Source organism: Sphingomonas sp. SORGH_AS_0950 (genome assembly GCF_030818415.1).
In the GTDB taxonomy this organism is placed as follows: Bacteria; Pseudomonadota; Alphaproteobacteria; order Sphingomonadales; family Sphingomonadaceae; genus Sphingomonas.
Window position 1 is genome coordinate 1369880 of sequence record NZ_JAUTAE010000001.1, and the last position, 21438, is coordinate 1391317.

At 66.8% G+C, this 21438-nt stretch carries 28 protein-coding genes, 1 other RNA gene and 1 pseudogene; 17 read left to right on the plus strand and 13 right to left on the minus strand.

All coding sequences use genetic code 11. The features are described 5' to 3' along the window. Positions 1-6: 6 nt before the first annotated feature. The 3 genes and pseudogenes from trmD to QE385_RS05750 form a co-directional block, all read right to left on the minus strand. Positions 7-722: pseudogene (gene trmD / locus QE385_RS05740) on the minus strand (tRNA (guanosine(37)-N1)-methyltransferase TrmD); the annotation flags it as partial. After that, on the minus strand, positions 719-1102 hold the full coding sequence (locus QE385_RS05745) for a type II toxin-antitoxin system VapC family toxin (protein ID WP_307099918.1): 384 nt from the start codon (positions 1100-1102) through the stop codon (positions 719-721). The gene QE385_RS05745 and the pseudogene trmD, both read right to left, overlap by 4 nt. After that, positions 1095-1367 carry an AbrB/MazE/SpoVT family DNA-binding domain-containing protein gene (locus QE385_RS05750; protein WP_307099920.1) on the minus strand — a complete coding sequence of 91 codons (273 nt, stop codon included), beginning with the start codon at positions 1365-1367 and terminating at the stop codon, positions 1095-1097. Before QE385_RS05750 ends, QE385_RS05745 begins: the two co-directional genes overlap by 8 nt. Positions 1368-1453: 86 nt before the next feature. Here QE385_RS05750 and QE385_RS05755 point away from each other — a divergent pair, with 86 nt between their 5' ends. Further along, positions 1454-2362, plus strand: coding sequence for an NAD(P)/FAD-dependent oxidoreductase (locus QE385_RS05755; RefSeq protein ID WP_307099922.1), 909 nt, complete (start codon positions 1454-1456; stop codon positions 2360-2362). Here the strand turns inward: QE385_RS05755 and rimM are convergent. From rimM to ffh, 3 genes are all read right to left on the minus strand, one after another. Further along, complete coding sequence (gene rimM, locus QE385_RS05760) at positions 2352-2912, minus strand: ribosome maturation factor RimM (RefSeq protein WP_307099923.1); 561 nt, start codon at positions 2910-2912, stop codon at positions 2352-2354. The two genes, QE385_RS05755 and rimM, sit on opposite strands and share 11 nt — an antisense overlap. Before the next feature lie 152 nt (positions 2913-3064). Continuing rightward, positions 3065-3448, minus strand: a complete 384-nt coding sequence (gene rpsP / locus QE385_RS05765) for a 30S ribosomal protein S16 (protein WP_307099925.1) — start codon at positions 3446-3448, stop codon at positions 3065-3067. 56 nt (positions 3449-3504) lie between these two features. Beyond that, the gene (gene ffh / locus QE385_RS05770; RefSeq protein ID WP_307099927.1) at positions 3505-5028 is read right to left on the minus strand and encodes a signal recognition particle protein; all 1524 of its coding nucleotides are present in this window, start codon (positions 5026-5028) and stop codon (positions 3505-3507) included. 241 nt (positions 5029-5269) lie between these two features. On the opposite strand from ffh, the gene QE385_RS05775 reads away from it, so the two are divergent. Further along, entirely contained in the window at positions 5270-6814 is a 1545-nt protein-coding gene (locus tag QE385_RS05775; protein WP_307099930.1) for a bifunctional diguanylate cyclase/phosphodiesterase, read from the plus strand. Here QE385_RS05775 and QE385_RS05780 read toward each other — a convergent pair. Next, positions 6789-7364, minus strand: a complete 576-nt coding sequence (locus tag QE385_RS05780) for a DUF924 family protein (RefSeq protein ID WP_307099931.1) — start codon at positions 7362-7364, stop codon at positions 6789-6791. The two genes, QE385_RS05775 and QE385_RS05780, sit on opposite strands and share 26 nt — an antisense overlap. On the opposite strand from QE385_RS05780, the gene mtaB reads away from it, so the two are divergent. The 3 genes from mtaB to QE385_RS05795 are packed head-to-tail and all read left to right on the plus strand — an operon-like array spanning position 7363 to position 10150. Further along, complete coding sequence (gene mtaB, locus QE385_RS05785; protein ID WP_307099933.1) at positions 7363-8607, plus strand: tRNA (N(6)-L-threonylcarbamoyladenosine(37)-C(2))-methylthiotransferase MtaB; 1245 nt, start codon at positions 7363-7365, stop codon at positions 8605-8607. The genes QE385_RS05780 and mtaB overlap by 2 nt on opposite strands. Continuing rightward, a complete protein-coding gene (gene ftsY / locus QE385_RS05790) occupies positions 8604-9539 on the plus strand; it encodes a signal recognition particle-docking protein FtsY (protein ID WP_307099935.1) in 936 nt (311 codons plus the stop codon). The genes mtaB and ftsY overlap by 4 nt, the downstream gene beginning before the upstream one ends. Further along, a complete protein-coding gene (locus QE385_RS05795; RefSeq protein ID WP_307099937.1) occupies positions 9536-10150 on the plus strand; it encodes a septation protein A in 615 nt (204 codons plus the stop codon). The genes ftsY and QE385_RS05795 overlap by 4 nt, the downstream gene beginning before the upstream one ends. Positions 10151-10413: 263 nt before the next feature. Here QE385_RS05795 and QE385_RS05800 read toward each other — a convergent pair whose 3' ends face one another. Together QE385_RS05800 and pspF are read right to left on the minus strand one after the other, a co-directional pair. Then, a complete protein-coding gene (locus QE385_RS05800) occupies positions 10414-11025 on the minus strand; it encodes a superoxide dismutase (protein ID WP_307099939.1) in 612 nt (203 codons plus the stop codon). A gap of 66 nt (positions 11026-11091) precedes the next feature. Further along, a complete protein-coding gene (pspF, locus tag QE385_RS05805; RefSeq protein ID WP_307099940.1) occupies positions 11092-12138 on the minus strand; it encodes a phage shock protein operon transcriptional activator in 1047 nt (348 codons plus the stop codon). Between the two features lie 175 nt (positions 12139-12313). Here pspF and QE385_RS05810 point away from each other — a divergent pair, with 175 nt between their 5' ends. From QE385_RS05810 to QE385_RS05850, 9 genes are all read left to right on the plus strand, one after another. Next, positions 12314-12460, plus strand: coding sequence for a hypothetical protein (locus QE385_RS05810; protein ID WP_307099942.1), 147 nt, complete (start codon positions 12314-12316; stop codon positions 12458-12460). A 29-nt stretch (positions 12461-12489) separates the two neighbouring features. After that, the gene (gene pspA / locus QE385_RS05815; RefSeq protein ID WP_307099944.1) at positions 12490-13158 is read left to right on the plus strand and encodes a phage shock protein PspA; all 669 of its coding nucleotides are present in this window, start codon (positions 12490-12492) and stop codon (positions 13156-13158) included. Between the two features lies 1 nt (position 13159). Further along, positions 13160-13453 (plus strand): envelope stress response membrane protein PspB, encoded by a 294-nt coding sequence (gene pspB / locus QE385_RS05820; RefSeq protein ID WP_307099945.1) that lies wholly within the window; start codon positions 13160-13162, stop codon positions 13451-13453. A gap of 1 nt (position 13454) precedes the next feature. Next, the gene (gene pspC, locus QE385_RS05825; protein WP_307099947.1) at positions 13455-13838 is read left to right on the plus strand and encodes an envelope stress response membrane protein PspC; all 384 of its coding nucleotides are present in this window, start codon (positions 13455-13457) and stop codon (positions 13836-13838) included. A 40-nt stretch (positions 13839-13878) separates the two neighbouring features. Continuing rightward, positions 13879-14175: a hypothetical protein gene (locus QE385_RS05830; RefSeq protein ID WP_307099949.1), complete on the plus strand. Its 297-nt coding sequence runs from the start codon at positions 13879-13881 to the stop codon at positions 14173-14175. 13 nt (positions 14176-14188) lie between these two features. Then, complete coding sequence (locus tag QE385_RS05835; protein WP_307099951.1) at positions 14189-14488, plus strand: hypothetical protein; 300 nt, start codon at positions 14189-14191, stop codon at positions 14486-14488. 27 nt (positions 14489-14515) lie between these two features. Then, a complete protein-coding gene (locus tag QE385_RS05840; RefSeq protein WP_307099954.1) occupies positions 14516-14773 on the plus strand; it encodes a hypothetical protein in 258 nt (85 codons plus the stop codon). A gap of 33 nt (positions 14774-14806) precedes the next feature. Continuing rightward, positions 14807-15046: a hypothetical protein gene (locus tag QE385_RS05845; RefSeq protein ID WP_307099956.1), complete on the plus strand. Its 240-nt coding sequence runs from the start codon at positions 14807-14809 to the stop codon at positions 15044-15046. Between the two features lie 106 nt (positions 15047-15152). After that, on the plus strand, positions 15153-15554 hold the full coding sequence (locus QE385_RS05850) for a SufE family protein (protein WP_307099959.1): 402 nt from the start codon (positions 15153-15155) through the stop codon (positions 15552-15554). A 243-nt stretch (positions 15555-15797) separates the two neighbouring features. On the opposite strand, the gene QE385_RS05855 is transcribed toward QE385_RS05850, so the two are convergent. Both QE385_RS05855 and QE385_RS05860 read right to left on the minus strand, forming a co-directional pair. Continuing rightward, on the minus strand, positions 15798-16094 hold the full coding sequence (locus tag QE385_RS05855; RefSeq protein WP_307099961.1) for a (2Fe-2S) ferredoxin domain-containing protein: 297 nt from the start codon (positions 16092-16094) through the stop codon (positions 15798-15800). Then, the gene (locus QE385_RS05860) at positions 16091-16630 is read right to left on the minus strand and encodes a J domain-containing protein (protein WP_307099963.1); all 540 of its coding nucleotides are present in this window, start codon (positions 16628-16630) and stop codon (positions 16091-16093) included. Before QE385_RS05860 ends, QE385_RS05855 begins: the two co-directional genes overlap by 4 nt. 185 nt (positions 16631-16815) lie before the next feature. Here QE385_RS05860 and QE385_RS05865 point away from each other — a divergent pair, with 185 nt between their 5' ends. From QE385_RS05865 to QE385_RS05875, 3 genes are all read left to right on the plus strand, one after another. After that, positions 16816-18396, plus strand: coding sequence for a SulP family inorganic anion transporter (locus QE385_RS05865; RefSeq protein ID WP_307099965.1), 1581 nt, complete (start codon positions 16816-16818; stop codon positions 18394-18396). Beyond that, positions 18393-19031, plus strand: coding sequence for a carbonic anhydrase (locus QE385_RS05870; protein ID WP_307099968.1), 639 nt, complete (start codon positions 18393-18395; stop codon positions 19029-19031). The genes QE385_RS05865 and QE385_RS05870 overlap by 4 nt, the downstream gene beginning before the upstream one ends. Before the next feature lie 61 nt (positions 19032-19092). Beyond that, entirely contained in the window at positions 19093-20169 is a 1077-nt protein-coding gene (locus tag QE385_RS05875; RefSeq protein ID WP_307099970.1) for a hypothetical protein, read from the plus strand. A gap of 20 nt (positions 20170-20189) precedes the next feature. Here QE385_RS05875 and rnpB read toward each other — a convergent pair. Both rnpB and QE385_RS05885 read right to left on the minus strand, forming a co-directional pair. Next, positions 20190-20571: RNase P RNA component class A (rnpB, locus tag QE385_RS05880), an RNA gene on the minus strand. A gap of 148 nt (positions 20572-20719) precedes the next feature. Further along, positions 20720-21409, minus strand: a complete 690-nt coding sequence (locus QE385_RS05885) for an N-acetylmuramoyl-L-alanine amidase (protein WP_307099972.1) — start codon at positions 21407-21409, stop codon at positions 20720-20722. Positions 21410-21438: the final 29 nt, after the last annotated feature.

The following is a 21438-nucleotide window of genomic DNA, read 5'->3' on the forward strand; positions in this document are numbered from 1 at the left end:
CCTCAATCGTCGCCGCGCGCCAGAGGGCGACCGACCCGAACGCCCTCATGACGTTCCCAAAGGTCCGGCCGCCTTGACCGTGTATCCTCGCAAGCCCTGGCATGACGCCATTTTGCGATTTTCGCATGATCCCCCGATCGCAGCACTTCAGGGATCGTGCGCCCTTCCCACTCAGCGGGTCGGGTATATTGCGGATATTCGAGTAGGCCGCTTTCGAAGCTTTCCTCGACTCCGCTTGAAGCCGCGCCCATTACGCCGGGAAGCAGCCGAACGCAAGCGTCGAGCAGCACCAGCGCGCCCATCTCGCCACCCGACAGGATATAGTCGCCGATCGACACCTGTTCTATGCCGCGCGCCTCGAACAGGCGTTCGTCGAACCCCTCGAACCGGCCGCACAGCACGGTGACGCCCGGCCCCGCTGCCAGCTCGCGCACGCGCGGCTGGGTCAGCGGGCGCCCACGCGGCGTCATCGCCAGCACGGGGCGGTCGTCGGCCACCGAATCCACCGCCGCCGCCAGCACATCGGCGCGCAACACCATGCCCGCGCCGCCGCCAGCGGGCGTATCGTCGACCGAGCGATGCTTGTCGGTGGCGAAGTCGCGGATCTGCACCGTCTCCAGCGCCCAGCGATCCTCGCGCAGTGCCCGCCCCGCCAGCGATGCCCCGAGCGGTCCCGGAAACATCTCCGGATAGAGTGTCAATATCGTTGCGCGAAAGGTCACAGCGTCCAGTTCTCGATGGTCAGGCCGGGGATGTCGGCGAAGTCGGCCTCGTTGTTGGTCACCAGCGTCAGCCCGGTCGCCAGGGCATGCGCGCCGATCAATCGATCGAACCGCCCCCGGCGGAATGGAATCGTCGCATAGGCAGATGCGGCATGCCGGTCGAACGGCAATATCGGGACACGCTCGAAAAAGCGATCAAATGCCGCAATCGCCTCCGCGCCATGACGCTCCAGCCCGCGCATGATCTCGGCATAGGTAATCGCCGATGCCACCGCACTGCCCGGCTCGCAGGTCGCCAGATGCTGGGCGGCCCGCCCCCCTGCATCGCGCAGCACATAGATGCAGATATTGGAGTCGAGCAGATAGCGCGGCTCAATCACGACCGAGCAGCTTTCCGTCCCAATCCAGCTCGCGCGGCTCCATTTCGAAATCCTCGCGCGTCAGCGGCTCCAGCCACGGCATCGACCCGGCGATCCCCGTCAGGTCGATCGTCTTGCGCGGCGCTGCGACGGGCTCGAACACATAGCGCCCCTGTTCTTCGCGCAGCGTCATCTCGGTCCCCTCGGTCAGGCCCAGCGCGGCGGGCAGGCGCAGCGCGAGCGAGTTGCCCGAGCGGAAGACCTTGGCCTGATAATCCTTGCCCATATCGCCTCCGTATATACACCACGTATATACATCAAACCGCCCTTCCCGCCAAGGAACGTTGCGCCGCGTGGCGCTTTGGCTGCGCCATGGACGATTGCATCATCATCGGCGCGGGGCCTGCCGGGCTGACCGCCGCCATCTATCTCGCGCGCTATCACCTGCGCATCCGTCTGTTCGACAGCGGATCGAGCCGGGCCGCGATGATCCCGTGCACCCATAACCATGCGGGCTATCCCGACGGGATCAGCGGCAAGGCCCTGCTCGCGCGGATGTACGAGCAGGCCCGACGTTACGGCGCGCATTGCATTCCGCACCGCGTGACCGGCATCCAACCGCAGGACGAGGGCTTTCGCGTCACCACCGATGCCGCGACCTATCACAGCCGCAGCGTCCTGCTGGCGACCGGCGTGGTCAATCACCGGCCCCGTCATCTGCTGCCCGAGGTCCATGACCCGGCGCTGGAGCGCGGGCTGCTCCGCTATTGCCCCGTCTGCGATGGCTATGAGGTCACGGACAAGCGGGTCGGGGTGATCGGCACCGGCGACCATGGCATGCGCGAGGCGCTGTTCCTGCGCGGCTTCACCCGCGACGTGACGCTGATCGCCCCGGAGGCCGAGCATGCGCTCGACCCCGCCTGTGCCAGGGCGCTGGACGATGCGGGGATCGCGCGGGTCGACGGCCCGTGCGGCGGCTGGGCGATCGAAGGGGACCAGCTGGCACTCGACACCGCCAGGGGGCGGATGCGCTTCGACAGCGTCTATCCGGCGCTGGGGTCGCGTATCCGGTCGGAACTGGCGATCGCAGCGGGCGCGAAGGCGGACCCCGGCGGGTGCCTGGAGGTCGACGACCATCAACGCACCTCGGTCCCCGGCCTGTTCGCGGCGGGGGATGTGGTGAAGGGACTGGATCAGATCAGCCACGCCATGGGCGAGGCGGGGGTCGCGGCCACGACGATCCGCAACATGCTCGACCGGCAACAGCCGATCAGGCGATAAAGGCGCGTTCCACGATCAGGCGCTCGCGATCCCATTCGGGCACCGCCTCGACCTTCATCGGCACCATGAAGCGGCGGCCATCGGGCCGTTCGATCTCGAGCACGTCGCCCGCGCCGAAATTCTCGATCAGCGCGACATGGCCCAGCTCCTCGCCGTCGCTGGCGATCGCGGCAAGGCCGATAATGTCGGCATGATAATATTCGCCTTCCTCCAGCGGAGGAAGCGCCGAGCGCGGCACCGTCAACTCGGTGCCCCGCAGCGCCTCGGCGGCATTGCGGTCGGTCACCTCGGCGAAGCGCGCGATCACACCGTTCGAACCGTCACGCGCCGATTTCAGCGTCAGCGCACCGCCGTTGAACGCGCGATAGGCCGACACGTCGTCGGCAAAGACCTTCAACCGCACTTCGCCGGTGATGCCATGCGCGCCGATGATGACCGCCAGCGTGACGTGCGGCTCACCCGCTGGGGGAGTCGCTTTCCCCGTCGGGGGTGTCGTCGCCGCCTTCGGCGGGGTCGGGGGCGGAGACGCCTTGGTTGGTCGCGTCGTCATGGTCGTCGGGTGCGGTCCGGGGATCGGGTTCGGTCGGCGGGGTCATGCTCTTCTCCTAAGCCATGGGCTTGGGGGAACGCATGGCCCCGCATTCCGATGCCTGGGACGGGCCCGATCGTGACCGACCGGTGCCCATCCAGGATCAAGGCCGATTAGGCCTCGGCGGTTTCGGCCGGAGCGTTGGCGGCTTCCTGGGCGGCCTTCAGCTTCTCGGCACGCTCTTCGGCGCGCTCGGTGGCCTTTTCGCCGGGCTTCGCCTTGTTCGGGTTGTTGCGCGCGGCGCGCTCACGGACACCGGCGGCGTCCAGGAAGCGGGCGACGCGGTCGGTCGGCTGCGCGCCATTGGCCAGCCAGTGCTTGGCGCGCTCGGCGTCGAGCTGCACGCGCTGCTCATTGTCCTTGGCGAGGAGCGGGTTGTAGTTGCCGATCTTCTCGATGAACTTGCCGTCGCGCGGCGCACGGGCGTCGGCCACCACGATGCGGTAATAAGGGCGCTTCTTGGAGCCACCACGCGACAGACGAATGCTGAGAGCCATATTTCAGTCCTTGGAGTAAAAGTTCAAAATTACCGGCGTTCCGTCCGGCGCGGGGGTTATTTCTTCTTGAGAAGATTCTCGAAGCCGGGGGGAAGCTTGGGCATCCCGTCGGGCAGCTTGCCGCCGCCCAGACCACCCAGGCCACCGCCGGGCAGGCCGTTGCTGCCCGCCTTGTTGAGCATCTCGCCCATCTGCGGACCGCCCAGCGCATTGCCCAGGCCGCCAAGGCCACCCTTGCCCAGCATCGACATCATGCCCTTGATGCCGCCCATCTTCTTGATCTTCTTCATCGCCGTGGACATTTCCTGATGCATTTTCAGGAGCTTGTTCACGTCCTGCACCGTGGTGCCCGAACCCTTGGCGATGCGGATCTTGCGCTTGGCGTTGATCAGCTCGGGCTTGGTGCGCTCCTTGGGCGTCATCGAGGTGATGATCGCATCCATGCGGAGCAGGATCTTGTCGCCACCGGCCTCGGCCAGCGCGCCTTGCGCCTTCTTCATGCCGGGCATCATGCCCGCCAGCGCACCCAGGCCGCCCATGCGGCGCATCTGCTGAAGCTGGCCGCGCAGGTCGTCCATGTCGAACTGACCCTTGGCCATCTTCTTGGCCATGCGCTCGGCATCTTCCTGCTGGATCGACTCCGCCGCGCGCTCGACCAGCGACACGACGTCGCCCATGCCGAGAATGCGACCCGCGACCCGTTCAGGGTGGAAGGCTTCCAGCGCGTCCATCTTTTCGCCGACACCGGCGAACTTGATGGGCTTGCCCGTGACCGCGCGCATCGACAGCGCCGCACCGCCGCGCGCATCGCCGTCCATACGGGTCAGCACCACGCCGGTCAGCGGCACCTGCTCCGAGAAGCTGGTCGCGACGTTCACCGCGTCCTGGCCGGTCAGCGAGTCGACGACGAGCAGGATTTCCTGAGGCCGGGCGATGTCCGCCACCGCCTTCATCTCGTCCATCAGCGCCTGGTCGACGTGCAGGCGACCGGCGGTGTCGAGCATCAGGACGTCATAGCCCTGGAGCTTGGCGGCCTGCATCGCGCGCCGGGCGATCTCGACCGGCTGCTGCCCGGCGATGATCGGCAGGGTCGCGACCTCGACCTGGGTGCCCAAAGTCGCCAGCTGCTCCTGCGCGGCCGGACGGTTGACGTCCAGCGAGGCCATCAGGACCTTCTTGCGCTCGCGCCCCGACAGGCTGGCGCTCGACAGCCGCTTGGCGATCTTGGCGGTCGTCGTCGTCTTGCCCGAGCCCTGGAGGCCGACCATCATCACGACGGCGGGCGGCGCCACGTCGAGCAGCAGCTCGCTGGCATCCGCGCCCAGCATCGCGACCAGCGCGTCATGGACGATCTTGACGACCTGCTGGCCCGGCGTGATCGAGCGCAGGACGTTCTGGCCGATCGCCTGTTCGGTCACCTTGTCGACGAAGTCGCGGGCGACGGGCAGCGCGACGTCGGCTTCGAGCAGCGCGACGCGAACCTCGCGCATCGCGGTGCGGACATCCGCCTCGGTCAGCGCGCCACGGCCGCGGAGGCGGTCGAAAACGCCGCCAAGCCGATCGCTCAAGCTGTCGAACATCGCCTCACCTCATTACGCCGGTCCGGGGACCGGGGTTCAAACACCAACGCCGCCCGTCCAAACGCAAAAGCGCCGGCGGGCGAAACCTCGCCGGCCAGCGTGCACCCTTGGGCGCTTCTCTTCACGTTCCGCGACGGAACTTCGGCGGGGTCCTTATGGCAAAAGCCGGAGGCGCGCAAGCCATGGCCGCCACATCGCGGCGTTAACCTGTTGTACACTCCTTGCATGCGAACCATTCGCCATGCGGGGTCCGTCCGACATCACAGCCAAGCCGATCGCCTCGACGCGGTTCTTCGCCATGGCCGTGGCGGGTGGCGCGCTGCTGGTCGCGATCGCCATCCTGCTGATCGAACTCGGCCATGACACCCCGGCCAAGATCGTGCTGTTCGCCGCCGCGATCGCGCTGACCATCGTCTATTGGCGCCTGCCCGCCAGGCGTCCGAACCGGACGAGCGTGCCGGACCAGCACGACCCGCTGACCGGACTGGCCAACCGCCCCTTCTTCCACGACGCCGGGCAGCGGATGATCGCGACGGCGTATCGGCGCCAGCGCGGAGTCGCGCTGCTGCTGCTCGACATCGACCGGTTCCGCGCCATCGCCGGCTCCTTCGGCCATGAAGCGGGCGACGCCCTGCTCCAGCATGTCGCCAAGGTCCTGCGCGACGAAGCCCCGTCCGAGGCGATCGTCGCGCGGTTCGAGGGCGACTGTTTCGGCTGCCTCATACCCGTCGCGCCGCGTGGCCGCGACCGGATCGACAGGCTGGCCGAGCGGCTCGCGATCCGCCTGGGCCAGCCCGTCCGGCTAACCGACCAGGAACTCGCCCCCCGCGCCGCGATCGCCATGGCGCAGGTCGAGGGGATGTCGGCGACGATCGACCAGCTGGTGCGCAAGGCCGATCTCGCGCTGATCGCCGCCAAGACGCGCGGAGACGGCAAGCCGCTATGGTTCGCCCCCGCGATGGAAAGCGCGATGGCCGAACGCAACGCGATCATCGCCGACCTGCGCATCGCGCTGGCGCACAACCACATCTGCCCGCGTTTCGAGGCGCAGGTCGATCTGGGCACCGCGCGCCTGACCGGGTTCGAGGTGTCGGGCCATTGGGATCATCCGACGCTGGGCTGTATCTCGGCCGACCGCTTCATGCCGGTCGCCGAGGCGTGCGGCCTGTCTGGCGACGTCTCGCTGGCACTGATGCGACAGGCCATGGCCAGCGCGCGCGACTGGGACCCGTCGCTGACCCTGTCCTTCCCGCTGGCCGCCTCGCAATTCCAGGACGCCTGGCTGGCGCAGAAGGTCATCAAGACGCTGACCGAATGCGGCTTTCCCGCGCATCGGCTGGAAATCGAGATCACCGAGCATGCGCTGTTCGCCAATATGGCGTTGGCTCAGACGATCGTGCTCAGCCTGAAGAACCAGGGTATCGCCCTGGCGCTCGACGCGTTCGGCAGCGGCTATTCCAGCCTCGCCCATCTGCGCGCGCTGCCCTTCGACCGGGTGCGGATCGATCCCGACTTCATCCGCAACATGATCGCCGACCCCGATTGCAGCGCGATCGTCACCGCCATCGTCCAGCTGGGCGACAGCCTGCACCTGCCGATCGCGGCCAAGGGCCTGCGCGACGCCGGGACCGAGGAGCGGCTGCGCGAGATCGGCTGCGCGCATGGCCAGGGGCCGCTTTACGGTCCGCCGCTCGATCTGGCGCAGGTGCGCCAGTTGCTGGCAGAGAAGCGGCTGCTGGCGGGCATCGCCGCCAGCGCCCCTACCAGCCCGCGTCTGGCTGGCTGAGATAGTCGCGCTCCGCCTCGGTCGTCGCCCGGCCGAGCGCCTCGTTCCGACTGGGATAGCGGCCATAGCGCCGGATGACCTCGCGATGATCGCGCGCGAAGGCGAGATTGGTCTCGCGCCCCAGCTCGGTGAACTTGGCGACGCTCAGATCCTGCATCGCGCGCGATTCGGCATGCATCAGCGGCATATAGACGAACGCCAGACGTTCGGGCGGGTAGCGATCCTCCCACCCCGCATCGATTGCGGTCAGGCACAGGTCGAGCGCCAGCGGATCGGCGGCGAAAGCCTGGGCAGAACCACGATGCAGATTGCGCGAAAACTGGTCGAGCAACAGGATCGCGGCCAGCAGCGTGTCGGGATCGTCGCGCCAGCCGATCGCCTCTGTCGCCAGCACCCGGTCGCGCAAGACCCCGAAGCGTTCGGCGATGATCCGGTCGAGTTCGTCGTCCTTCGCGAAGTGCTTCTCGGGCGGCAGAGCGAACCAGAAGTCGAGAATGTCCTGCGTCTCCGCGTGGACACGTGCCTCATCCATCCCTAGATCGGCGGTCATGTCGTCCCTCCCTGGGCCCGAGATCATCAGTCTGGGCTGTCGCCTCAACATCGCCGAAAGCGAAACGATCCGCGCGCTCGCCGCTGGTCGGGGGGACATGGTCGTCGTCAACAGCTGCGCCGTCACCAACGAAGCCGTCAAGCAGACCCGCGCCGCGATCCGCCGCGCGGCCAAGGCGCGGCCCGATGCGCAGATCGTGGTCACGGGATGCGCGGCGCAGATCGACCCCGCCAGCTTCGCCGCCATGCCCGAGGTCGCACGCGTGCTGGGCAATGCCGACAAGCTGCGCCCCGAAAGCTGGGCGTCGGCCGAGCCGATGCTGGTCGCCGACCTGTCGCGCGTGGTCGAGACCGCGCCGCATCTGGCCGCCGCCTTTGCGGGCCATGCGCGCGCTTTCGTGGAGGTTCAGAATGGCTGCGACCATGCCTGCACCTTCTGCATCATCCCGACCGGGCGCGGTCCCAGCCGCTCTGTCCCCGCCGGGCTGGTGATCGAGCGCATCGCGCGCGCGGTCGAACTGGGGCACCGGGAGGTCGTGCTGACCGGGGTCGACCTGACCAGCTATGGCCATGACCTGCCCGGCCAGCCCAGCCTGGGGCTGCTGGTCGAACGCATCCTGACCCATGTTCCCGCCCTGCCCCGGCTGCGGCTGTCCTCGCTCGATTCGATCGAGATCGACGACCGGCTGTTCGAGCTGGTGACCGGCGAGGCGCGGGTGATGCCGCATCTCCATTTGTCGCTCCAGGCGGGCAACGACCTGATCCTCAAGCGGATGAAGCGCCGCCACAGCCGCGCGCAATCGGTCGCCATCGTCGAGCGGCTGCTGACCGCGCGGCCCGATATCGCGATCGGCGCGGACCTGATCGCGGGCTTCCCGACCGAGGACGAGGCGATGGCGGCGGATACACGGGCGCTGATCGACGATTGTCGGATCGTCCATGCGCATATCTTCCCCTATTCGGCGCGCGACGGCACCCCTGCCGCACGGATGCCGCAGATGCCCCACCCGCTGCGCCGCGAACGCGCCGCGAGGCTGCGCGAAGCCGCCGCGCGCCGCCGCCGCGACTGGCTGGCGCGCCAGGTCGGGCAGACCCGCGACGTTTTGGTCGAGCGTCCGGGCACGCGCGGCCATGCGCCCGACTTCGCCGACATCCACTTTTCCCCCGCCGCCGAACCGGGCAGCATCGCCCGCGTTAGGGTCACGGCGGCGACCGAAACCCATCTGATCGGACAATTGGCATGAGTTCTTCCTCCTCCTGGCACGAAAAGCTGCTCGGCGGTTTCCGTCGCACCTCGGACCGGCTGGTCGGCAATCTCGCCGGGCTCGGCACCGCACGGCTCGACGAGGAGACGCTGGACGAGATCGAGGAAGCGCTGATCGCCTCCGATCTCGGCCCCGAAACGGCGGGCCATATCCGCAACCGGCTGGCCGATGGCAGCTTCGAGCGGAACATGGAGGACCTCGGCATCCGCCTGGTCGTCGCCGAGGAGGTGGAGAAGGCGCTGGCCAAGGTCGCCACGCCGCTCGAGATCGACGCTTTCCCCCGGCCGCAGGTGATCCTGGTCATCGGCGTCAACGGATCGGGCAAGACGACGACCATCGCCAAGCTCGCGCATCTGTTCATGGAGCAGGATTACGGCGTGATGCTGGCAGCGGGCGACACCTTCCGCGCCGCCGCCATCGGCCAACTCGCCACCTGGGCCGAGCGGGTCGGCGTGCCGATCGTGTCCGGCAAGGAAGGCGGCGACGCGGCGGGCATCGTCTATGAGGCGGTGAAGCAGGCGACCGCGACCGGCATCGACGTGCTGATCGTCGACACCGCCGGGCGGCTCCAGAACAAGCGCGAGCTGATGGACGAGCTGTCCAAGATCCGCCGCGTGCTCGGCCGCCTGAACCCCGAGGCGCCGCACGACATCCTGCTGGTCCTCGATGCGACCACCGGCCAGAACGCGCTCAACCAGATCGAGGTGTTCAAGGATGTCGCAGGCGTCACCGGGCTGGTCATGACCAAGCTGGACGGCACCGCGCGCGGCGGCGTGCTGGTCGCGGCGGCGGAGAAATACGGCCTGCCCATCCATGCGATCGGCGTCGGCGAGGGCATGACCGACCTGCGCCCCTTCGACGCCAACGAGGTCAGCCGGATCATCGCGGGCATCGAGGGAGGCCGCAAATGAGCGCTCCCGAGAAGGAGGCGAGCGCCGGGCTAAAGGCGGGGATCGAATATGGCCCGCTGGTCCTGTTCTTCGCGGTCAATTTCCTCGCGCCGCTGGGGCCGCTGACCCGCGTGCTGGTCGCCACCGGCGTCTTCATGGCGGCAACCGTGGTGTCGATGATCATCAGCAAGGTGAAGCTGGGCCGTATCTCGCCGATGCTGTGGCTGTCGGGCGCGCTGGTCGTCGTGTTCGGCGGGCTGACCCTCTATTTCCACGACGAGCGCTTCATCAAGATGAAGCCGACCATCGTCTATGCGATGTTCTCGGCGATGCTGTTCTTCGGGCTGGCGACCGGGCGGCCGCTGATCCAGATGGTGCTGGGCAGCGTCTATTCGGGATTGACGCCGGAAGGGTGGCGCAAGCTGACCCGCAACTGGGCGATCTTCTTCGCCTTCATGGCGGTGCTGAACGAGGCGGTGTGGCGCAATTCGACCTGGGATTTCTGGGTCGGCTTCAAGCTGTGGGGCGCGATGCCGCTGACGCTGGGCTTTGCCGTCGCGAATATCCCCATGCTGTTAAAGCATGGGCTGAACGCCGACGCCGCGAAGGTCGACGAACCGCCGGTGGAGTGACGATCCTCCCCACTCCCGGCACGACCCCGGCGAAGGCCGGGGCCCAGTTGCGGTGAAGTGGAAGGCGCGGTCAGACTTCGCGTGGGAGGCAATGGCGGCCGGTGGCATTTGCCTCCCCCTCACCGACCGGCGCGCCACAAACTTAGTGGCAACTGGGCCCCGGCCTTCGCCGGGGTGGAGCACATTTTCAGGGTATAGTAACCAGAAAGGGCGGCCCCTCGCGGAGCCGCCCTTTCCTTTATCCGAACCGGATAGCCGCGAAATTACGCGACCGCCGCCTCGTACCGGCGACCGGCCTCGTCCCAGTTCACCACGTCCCACCAAGCCTTCAGATAGCCCGGACGGTCGTTCATATAGGTCAGGTAATAGGCGTGCTCCCACACGTCGTTACCCAGGATCGGCGTGCCCTTGTCGGCGACGACGTCCATCAGGGGGTTGTCCTGGTTGGGGGTCGAGGTGACCTTCAGCTTGCCCTCGGCGTCCGCGATCACCCAGGCCCAGCCCGAACCGAACTGGCCCGCGCCCTTGGTGTTGAACTCTTCCTTCAGCTTGTCGAGACCGCCGAACGCCTCGATCGCCTCGGCCAGCTTGCCCGAGGGCTGGGTCGTGCCGGGCTTGGTCATGATCTTCCAGAAGAAGTCATGGTTCCAGAAGCCGCCGCCATTGTTGCGGACGACCGCCGGGGCCGACGAGATGGTCGCCAGGATGTCCTCGATCGACTTGCCCTGGAGCGACGAGTCCGCTGCGACCGCCTCGTTCAACTTGTTGGTATAGGCGGCATGGTGCTTGTCGTGGTGGAAGGTCATCGTCTCCTTGGAGATGACCGGCTCCAGCGCGTCATAGTCGTACGGAAGGGGCGGCAGTTCGAAAGCCATCGTAAATGCTCCTTTGGGGTTTGCCTGTGGCAACGCCGGGCGTCTCAAATGGCTCCCCGAACGGAGTTACGCAACCGTTCCGATCAGATCATGGCGACGAAGCGCATGGCGAAGCTGGTCATAGGACAATCCCAGCGACTCGGCGGTCGTCCGCTGGTTGAAGCGATTGTCGGCCAGCGCCTTGGTCAGCAGCTCGCGCTCGAACCGCGCCACGCGCGACTTGAAGTCGGACGGGCCGACCTCGCACGCCGCCACCTCGTCGCCGTCATTGGGCGGCACGGGGGTGCTCCCCTGCCCCGCCCCCTCGCTTTTCGCGGCGGCGGGCGACTGGCCCTGCGGACGATAGGGCGAGCGGAAGGGGTCGATCTCGATCGCGTCCACCGGCCCCTCGCGGTCCCAGCGATAGACGGCGCGCTCGACCACGTTGCGCAGTTCGCGGACATTGCCCGGCCAGCGATGCTCCATCAGCGCATCGGTCGCCGCCGCGCCAAAGCCCGGCCAGTCGTTCCAGCCGATCTCGGCCGCCATGCGCCGCCCGAAATGATTGGCCAGCACCATGATGTCGCTCTTGCGCGCGCGAAGCGGCGGCAGCGTCACCACCTCGAAACACAGCCGGTCGAGCAGGTCGGCGCGGAACTGGTGCGCGGCGACCTTGTCGGGCAGATGCTCGTTGGTCGCGGCGACGATGCGGACATCGACGCGCAAGGGGCGCGACGAGCCGATCCGAGTCACCTCGCCATATTCGACCGCGCGCAGCAGCCGGTCCTGCGCCGCCATCGACAGCGTGCCGAGTTCATCCAGGAACAAAGTCCCGCCATTGGCCTCCTCGAACCGCCCCGCGCGCGCCTTGGTCGCGCCAGTGAAGGCGCCCGCCTCATGGCCGAACAATTCGGCTTCGATCAGCGACTCAGGCAGCGCGGCGCAGTTCATCACGACCAGCGGCTGGTCCCATCGCCCGCTCAGGCGGTGGAGACGCTCGGCGACCAGCTCCTTGCCAGTCCCGCGCTCGCCGATGACCAGCACGGGGCGGTCGAGCGCGGCGGCGCGGCTGGCCCGTTCCAGCGCATCCAGAAAGGCCCCCGACTGGCCGATGACCTGACTTGTTCGCTCCATTCCCAACAGGTGGCGGAATTTCCCAAGCCTTGGCAAGGGCGCAATCGTTGCCGCGCCGCAACTATTTCACAAAACGTTGATTTTCCGACATTTTTGAAATTGGCACGCACCCTGCAATGCTTCCGGCATCCCGCCACCGAGCGGACCGAAACAAAGATATCAGGGAGTTTCCACCATGTTCGCCACCAACGTCACCCGCCAGATCGCCGCCATCGCCTGCACCGTCGTGATGAGCGCCACCTGCCTGATGGGCGCCCTCGCCCCCGCGCATGTCGCCACCGCCACGGCCCCGGTTGCAGCGATCGAGGCGCCGATCGCATAATCACGCATTCCGCCATCAAGGAGTATCCGATGGGCATTTTCTCCCGCACCCGCGACATCGTCGCCGCCAATTTCGCCGACCTGCTGGACAAGGCGGAAGACCCCGCGAAGATGATCCGCATGATCATCCTCGAAATGGAGGAAACGCTTGTCGAGGTGCGCGCCTCCGCCGCCCGCACGATCGCCGACCAGAAGGAAATCCGCCGCCACATCCTGAAGCTGGACCAGCTTCAGGACAGCTGGACCGAAAAGGCCGAGCTGGCGCTGTCGAAGGACCGCGAGGACCTGGCCAAGGCCGCGCTGATCGAGCGTCAGAAGGCCGCCGACATGGCCGACCAGCTGAAGGCCGAGGTCCAGGTGCTCGACGATGCGCTGCGCGCGTCGGAAGAGGATATCGCCAAGCTGCAGAACAAGCTGCGCGAGGCGCGGACCAAGCAGAATGCGGTCCAGACCCGTCTGGAAAGCGCCAACAACCGCTATCGCCTGCGCGAGATGTGGAACGGCCCCAAGACGCATGACGCGTTCAGCCGCTTCGACATCCTCGAGCGCAAGGTGGACGAGGCCGAGGGTCGTGCCGAGGCGCTGGGCCTGGGTGCCAGCCCGAAGACGCTGGAGGAGGAGATCGCCGAGCTGCGCGCCTCCGACCGGGTCGATGCCGAACTCGCCGCGCTCAAGGCGCGCCTGAACAAGGGAGAGTGAGATGGACGACGTCGCTGTCCCCTTCATCCTCTTCGGCTCGCTCTTCGTCGCGCTGCCCTGGCTGATCCTCCACTATGTCACCAAGTGGAAGCAGGCGCCGAAGATCACCCATGAGGACGAGCAGCTGCTCGACGAGCTTCATATGCTCGCACGGCGGCTCGAAGATCGGCTTCACACCGTCGAGCGGATCGTCGCCGCCGACAATCCCAACTTCAAACCCGGCCTGTCGCAGTCCGAATGGCGCTCCGAAAGCCGCCTCGGCCAGCACGACTACAGCCTCGATCGGAGGAATTGAGATGACCGCCAGCCGCACCAATTTCTACCTCGACAAGCAGAATGCCAAGTTCAAGGGCGTGTGCTCGGGCATCGCCGACTATACCGGCGTCGATGTGATGTGGGTCCGCGTCGCCGCGGTCCTGCTGACCATCACCGGGGTCGGCATGCCCTGGGTCCCGATCGCCTATATGCTGATCGCCTGGATGGCGAACGCCAAGCCGCTGGGCCTGTACCAGTCGGACGAGGACGCCAAATTCTGGCAGGGCGTGCGCAGCAATCCGCGCCGCTCGACCGCCGAGGTCCGCTCGAAGTTCCGCGACATCGACCGTCGCCTCGCCGATATCGAACTGCATTACACCAGCCGCAACCGCCAGCTCGCCGACGAGATCGACAGCCTGCGCTGAGCCCGGCCTGCGCATCAACTATCCTATGGGAGTATGGATTATGTCTTGGGGAGGACCGGGTTTCGTCCTGGCGATCATCGCGATGTCGACGATCGGTTGGGTCGTCACCACCTGGATCCGTGCCAAGCACGGGTACAGCCTGGACGGCGAATGGGGCGGCATGGTCGGCAAGACCGGCATGGCCGACGAACGCAAGGTCGAACTGCTGACCGCCGAGAACCAGAAGCTGGTCGGCCAGGTCTCGCGCCTCGAGGAGCGGATCGCGGTGCTGGAGCGCATCGCCACCGACCCCGCCGAGCGGACCGCGCGCGAAATCGACGCGCTGCGCGATCGCTGAGGGAGAGCGGATCATGAAGGACATCGTTCCCGTCCTCGGCATTCTGATCCCGATCCTGGGCATCAGCTGCGGCCTGGTCGCCATCATCGGCGGCGTGTTCCTGAAGCCCTGGTTCGCCTATCGCGAAAAGCGGCTGGCCACCGAAGCCTCGATGGTCGCGGAGAAGGCCGCGCAATATGCGGCCCAGACCGAGAAGCTGGAACAGCGGGTCCGGGTGCTGGAACGGATCGTCACCGATCGCGGCCTGGCGCTGAGCGACGAGATAGACGGCCTGCGCGTACCGGGCGAGACGCCCGTCCGCATCGAACACTGACAACAAGAATAAAGGGGAGTTTCCGCCATGTCCGGATCACAGTTCATGGTCGTCATGATCGTCGCGATCGTCATGATCGCCAGCATCTTCAAGTCCAAGCACCGCCGCTCGCCCGGTCTCGACATCGTCGAGCATCTGCGCGGCGAAGGCGCCCGCGACACCCAGGCGCTGCGCGGCGAGATCCAGCAGCTGAAGGAGCGTATCCAGGTTCTGGAACGCGTCATCACCGACCAGCACAAAAGCATCGATCTCGACCGCGAGATCGAACGCCTGCGCGACCGCTAATCCACCCATTGATACGGACAGGGAGCCCGGATCATGACCGACACCAATCTTTACATCGTGATCGCGACCGCAGGCCTTGCGGGACTGGCGATGATCGTCACCGCAGGGCTGGCCGGATGGCGCGGCTGGTTGCAGCTGAAGAGCCGCGAGTTCGACCGCGCGCACGACATGCCCTACCCGCCCGCAAGCTCCGCCTCGTCGCGGATCGAAATGGCGGACCTGAAGGAACGCATCCGCAAGCTGGAAGCCATCGCCGCAGGCGTCGACCTGTAAGAAGGGGCGCGGGACAAGCGGGAATGGCCCTCCCCTTGCTCGTCCCACCACCGACCGGCGACCACCGGCTTGTCGTCGGCGCATGCACCGGGTAGCGGACATGGCCATGTCCGACCTTGCCGAAATCCGCGACGAATATGAATTCCTCGACGCCGACGATCGCTATCGCCTGCTGATCGATCTCGGCCGCGCGCTGGAGCCGATGCCCGAGGCGTTGAAGACCGACGCGACGCTGGTGCGCGGATGCTCGGCCTCGGTCTGGGTCTATCCCACCAAGGGGGATGGCGAAGGGCTGCACTTTCTGGCGGACTCGAACGCGGCGATCACCAAGGGGATCATCGCCCTCGTCCTCAAGACGGTGCAGGACCGGACGCCCGCCGACATCCTGGCGACCGACATCGAGGGCGAGCTGGCACCGTTCGACCTGAAGAACCAGCTGAGTTCGAACCGGACGCAGGGGATTCCGAACATGATCGCGCTGATCCGGGAGACGGCGGGGCGGTATTGAGGGTTTTACCCTTGGCCTTCGACTTCGCTCAGGCTGAACGGAGCGAAGGAATCGGGCCTATTACTAACGCCCGTTCAGCCTGAGCGTAGTCGAAGGCCACGCCCAAGCCTCTGGCCGCTCCCCTCCCGCAGGCGAGTTTCAAGTCGGTCATGCCCCCGACATGACCTAAACGATGCGGGGCATCGTTTACCTGAAACTGGGATGGGGGAGGGCAAGGGGTCTCACCGAGCCCCCGCTAAAACCCTAAGCCCCCTGCCCCAGTCGCGCCGCGATCGCCTCGACATCCTCGTCCGGCGTCACGACCAGCCATTCGCCCGGACGCCGTCCGTCGACCAGCGTCACCGCATTCTTCGGACACAGCCCCAGGCACTTGGTCTCGATCACCCCGACCGAGGCCTTGCGCCCCTTGCCGAAGATCCGCCGCAGCGCCTTGGCCAGCGGGGTCTTGCCCTTGGGGCCGAAGCCACCGCCGACCTTCTTCGAGCATTTGCCGCAGATCAGGACCGTCGCTTCCCAATCCGCCTTGGCGCGGCGGATCATTCGGGCTTCCAGCTCCGCCGCTCCTCGGCGGCGCGCAGGACCTCATAGGCGGCCTGGACCTGCTGGAATTTCTTGGCCGCGTCGGGATCGTTGGGCCGGATGTCGGGATGGTTGGCCTTGGCCAGCCCCCGCCAGGTCGCGCGGATCAGGTCGAACTCGGCATCCGCCTCCAGCCCCAGCGCCTCCAGCGCGCGCATCTCGTCGCGCGAGCGGGTGCCGTCGCCCGGCCCGGCCCAGGCCTGATGCTTGGACTGGGCATAGCCCGCGCTGGTCCGCCGTTCGGACGCCTCTCGCGCGGCGGCCTCCTCGGCGCTCAGCCCCTGAAAATAGTCCCAGCCGCGATTATACTCGGCGGCATGCGCCTCGCAGAAATACCAGCGGTCGGGGCTGTTGGGCGATTTGGGCGCGGGGCAATTGCCCGGCTGGTCGCAGCCATGCCGGTCGCAGATTCGCACGGGCTTGGCCTCCCGCGCCGCGCCATAGCTGCGCCAGCGAGGAAAGCCCCAGTCGTTGGATCGGGTAGAAGATCGCGCCACCCGGCCGATTTAGGCGAGTTGCGCAGCGGTGCAAGCATCGTGGTGCTGCTTTGCGTCATGCACGGCCAAAATCGCCGTGCGAAATGCTTGACCGTCCGACCACGGCTCGTTCATGACATGAACGTCATCATATGTTCACGTCCGTATCGGGCATATGCTGCACCCACTTATTTCACGGAGCGATCGTGGCCGAGCGTCCTTCCTTCCTGGCCACCGCAAGAGCGGATGTGCCGGCCTCGATCGTGGTGGCGCTCGTCGCGCTGCCGCTATGCCTGGGCGTCGCCGTCGCCTCGGGCGCGCCGCCTTTCGCGGGGATGATCGCCGGGATCGTCGGCGGGCTGGTCGTCGGCTTCCTGTCCAAATCGCCGCTGTCGGTCGCGGGGCCCGCCGCAGGCCTGACCGTGATCGTGTTCGAGGCGATCGAGCGGCTGCCCAGTTTCCAGGTCTTCCTGCTGGCGGTGGTGCTGGCGGGCGTCCTCCAGCTCGCCTTTTCCTTCACGCGGTCGGGCGTGCTGGCCGAGTTCGTCCCCTCCTCGGTCATTACGGGCATGCTGGCGGCGATCGGCCTGATCCTGATCCTGAAGCAGATTCCCCATGCGATCGGCTATGACGGCGATTTCGAGGGCAGCTTCGAATATGCCAGCCGCGCGGGCGGCAACACCTTCACCGATCTGTGGTCCAGCGTCAGCCGCGACATCGCGCCCGGCGCGGTGCTGATCGGCGCGGTGTCGCTGGCCTTCCTGTTCTGGTGGGATCATGCCAAGCCCAAGCAGGGCCCGCTTCGCCTGCTCCCCGGTCCGCTGGTCGTGGTGGTAATCGGCGTGGTCGGCAACATGATCCTGGGCGCGGTGCGGCCCGACTGGCAGCTGGCGGGCAGTCATCTGGTCCGCGTGCCGGTCGCCGGCAGCGCGTCGGAATTTGTCGGCCAGTTCCAGCTGCCCGACTTCTCGGCGATCGGCATGGGCGCGGTGTGGACCACCGCGATCACGCTGGCGATCGTCGCCAGCCTGGAATCGCTGCTCAGCGTCAAGGCGGTGGACGAACTCGATCCGCGCCGTCGCACCACCGACAAGAACTGGGAGCTGATGGCGCAGGGCGGCGGCAACATCGTCTCGGGCCTGCTCGGCGGCCTGCCCGTCACCTCGGTGATCGTGCGGTCCTCGGCCAATGTCGATTCGGGCGCGGAGAGCAAGCTGTCGACGATGCTGCACGCCACCTGGCTGCTGATCTCGGTCGCGCTGATCCCGGCGGTGCTCAACCTGATCCCGCTGGCCGCGCTCGCCGCCGTGCTGATCGCCACCGGCTACAAGCTGTGCAAGCCCAAGCTGTTCACCGAGCGGTACAAGCAGGGGTGGAGCCAGTTCATCCCCTTCATCGTCACCATCCTGGCGATCCTGCGTACCGACCTGCTGATCGGGATCCTGATCGGCCTGACCGTCGGCTTCGTCTTCGTCGTGGCGCGCAATTTCCGCCCGGCGCTGACCTATGCCTATGACGATGGCGACTGCCTGATCCGCGCGCGGCGCAACCTGTACTTCATCCATAAGTACGAGTTGCAGAAGGCGCTGGCCAAGGTGCCGGACGGCGCCAATCTGCTGATCGACCTGTCCTCGACCTCCTATGTCGACCTGGACAATGTCGACATCATCAATGCCTTCATCAAGGGCGCCGATTATCGCGGGATCACCGTGATCGTGCGCAGCGACGTCGCCGAGCGGACCGCGCCGCTGATCAAGGCCCCATCGACCGGAGTGCGCTACGCATGAGGGAATATAAGCAGCTGCTGCTCGCCAATAAGGCCTGGGCAACCGAACTGCTCGAGGAGAAGGTCGACTTCTTCCAGCGGCAGACCGTGGGGCAAAAGCCCGATTTCCTGTGGATCGGCTGTTCGGACAGCCGGGTGACGCCCGAGCAGATGACGATGACCCCGCCGGGGGGCATGTTCCTGCACCGCAACATCGCCAACCTCGTCCATGACGACGACCTGAACCTGTTGTCGGTGGTCCAATATGCGGTCGACGTGCTGAAGGTCCGCCATGTCATCCTGTGCGGCCATCATGGCTGTGGCGGGGTGCTGGCGACGCTGAAGGGCGGCACCGAGGGGCCGGTCGACCAATGGCTGGGCAATGCGCGCGACGTGCTCCACCGCCACCGCGAGGAAATCGACGCCCAGCCCGACGAGGCGGCCAAGGTCAACCGGCTGGTCGAGGTCAATGTCATGGAGCAGCTGCGCCATCTCGCCCGGCTGGACACCATCCAGAAGGCCTTTGCCGAGAAGCGCGAACTGTGGCTGCACGGCTGGGTCTATGACATTCGCGACGGGCATATCAAAACCCTGCTGGAGATCGACGCCGACACCGATCTTGACGGGCTGGAGCGGCCGGACAAGGTCCTGGTCTGACCACGCTTGATCGCGGTCCGGGGAGCGCCTAGCCTCCGCTTCATCCATGGGGGAGGATGACATGCGGTTCTGGTATGGCGCAGCGCTGGCGGCGGCGATGGTGGCGGGGACGGCTTCGGCGCGCGATCTGGCGGTTCCGGACGACAAGGGCTGGATGCACGCCCAGACGCGGCTGATCGTCCGGTCCAGCGTTGCCGGGCTGAACCGGGTCGCGATCACCGACGCCACCACCACCGAGCATGACATTGCGGTCAAGCTGGAAAGCCCGGACAAGAGCGTCTTCGCCACGCTGTTCCTGTTCCACCCGGCGGTGCCCAGCGTGCCGCTATGGTTCGACCGCTCGCGCATCGCGATCGAGGAGCGCCGGAATTTCGACAAGGGCGCCCCCGCCAGCGCCGATCCGATCGCCTTCGCGCCGAGTGGCTCGGGCCCGGCGGTCGCCTTGCGCCAGAGCTGGTCGCTGCTCAGCAGCCCCTATCGCAGCACCTCTCTGGCGGTCATGCCGATCGGCGAATGGTTGCTGGTCGTGCGCCTGACCGCCGAGAAGCTGACCGCCAACGCGCTTGACGCCAGGATGGACGAGATGATCGCCGCGCTGAAGCCCGCCATCGCGACCACCCCCGCCTATCCGGGCCCTGCGGCGCCGGTCGCCGCCTGCGCGACGCAGACCGACTTCGCGCATCTGCCCAAGGCCAAGCTGGAAAAGTCGAGCAGTTCCAATCCGCTGTTCACCCTCCTGATGAACGCGGCCGCCATGGATCAGGCCGAAAAGGACAAGGCGAACCCCAAGGCCGAACCCGTCACGCCGGCCGCCCCGCTGTGCCGCGACGGCGTCGCGACGACCATGTTCGGGGTCTATCGTCGGGAGGGGGAAGACAGCGACGGCTATATGATCGCGCTTGCCGATGCCGGACGGACGGTTGATGTCTTTCCCGACCTGATGAGCCAGATCGAAAAGCGCAAGACCAAGTCGTATACGGTGCGGCTGAACGATGTCGACGCCAGCGCGAGCAGCTATCCCTCGTTCAACGCCCTGCCCCGCCCCGACCAGGTCGTCGACCTGATCGCCAAGGGCACGCCCACGGCCAAATCGCAGGGCAAGAATATCATCATCAATTCGAGCACGCTGGGCTCCTGATCGGGGCCCGTTCGCGAGGATCAGCCAGAGGGCCTGTAAGCCGGGTTCTGTCCACCGGCAAAGCCGGATGGGCGACCATTCTTCTAGGACGATGCTTGCACATCGCCTCAAGCAACCAACCCGGACGGCGGGTGGGAACACACCCCGACGCCCGAAGGCGCCATGCCGTCCCTATTCGGTCTTGCTCCCGGTGGGGTTTGCCATGCCGTTTCCGTTACCGGACCCGCGGTGCGCTTTTACCGCACCCTTTCACCCTGACCTGGCCGAAGCCGTGGCCGTCTGCTCTCTGTGGCACTGTCCCTGGGGTCACCCCCGCCGGGCGTTACCCGGCACCGTCGTTCCGTGGAGCCCGGACTTTCCTCGCCCCCGGTTTCCCGAGGCCGCGGCCGCCCGGCCCTCTGACTGGGGGTGCGTGTAGCGGGAATGGGCGGGAGGGCAAGGGGTTTGTGGGTGGCGGCGGGGCGTGGCCTTCGACTTCGCTCAGGCTGAACGGCGCTATGTATTCATCCAAAGAGCCGTTCAGGCTGAGCGTAGTCGAAGCCCAAGGGACTCAATCGTCCCCCTGCGGCCTGGGCAGCAGCAGCGCGAGCAGGATCATCCGGCACTCCGCATCGATCTCGCCGTCGATCAGCTCGGGGCGGAAGCGCCGCTGGAAGGCCATGATCGCCGCCATCCGGTCGGTCACGTCATAGCCGAACCGCTCCAGCGCCAGGCAGAAGCCCGCCTCGGTCCACATCGGGTCCATCAGGTTCTTGGTCGGACGCGGCAGCGCCAGCCGCCGCCGGGCCAGCGCGCCCCAGGGGAACAGCTCGCCGGGATCGCGCTTGCGGGCAGGCGCGATATCCGAATGACCGACGATGTTGCCGCGCGTGATGCCGTGGCGGCGCTGGATGTCGGCGACCAGTTCCATCACCGCCGCGATCTGTTCGTCGGGAAAGGGCCGATAGCCCCAGTCATGGCCGGGATTGACGATCTCGATCCCGATGCTCGCCGAATTGACGTCCTCGATCGCGCGCCAGTGCGACCGCCCCGCATGCCAGGCGCGCTTGTCCTCGTCGACCATGCGCATCACCGTGCCGTCCTCGGCCACCAGATAATGGCACGACACCTTGGCCTCCGGATCGCGCAGCCGGGCGATCGCCGATTCCGCGTCCTGCATCCCGGTATAGTGCAACACGATCATCGTTACGGGCAGTTGACGCGCGTCGAAATTGGGTGACGGCGTATCGACGATCGTCATGCAACCTCCTGAACAACCCCGCTGGGCCG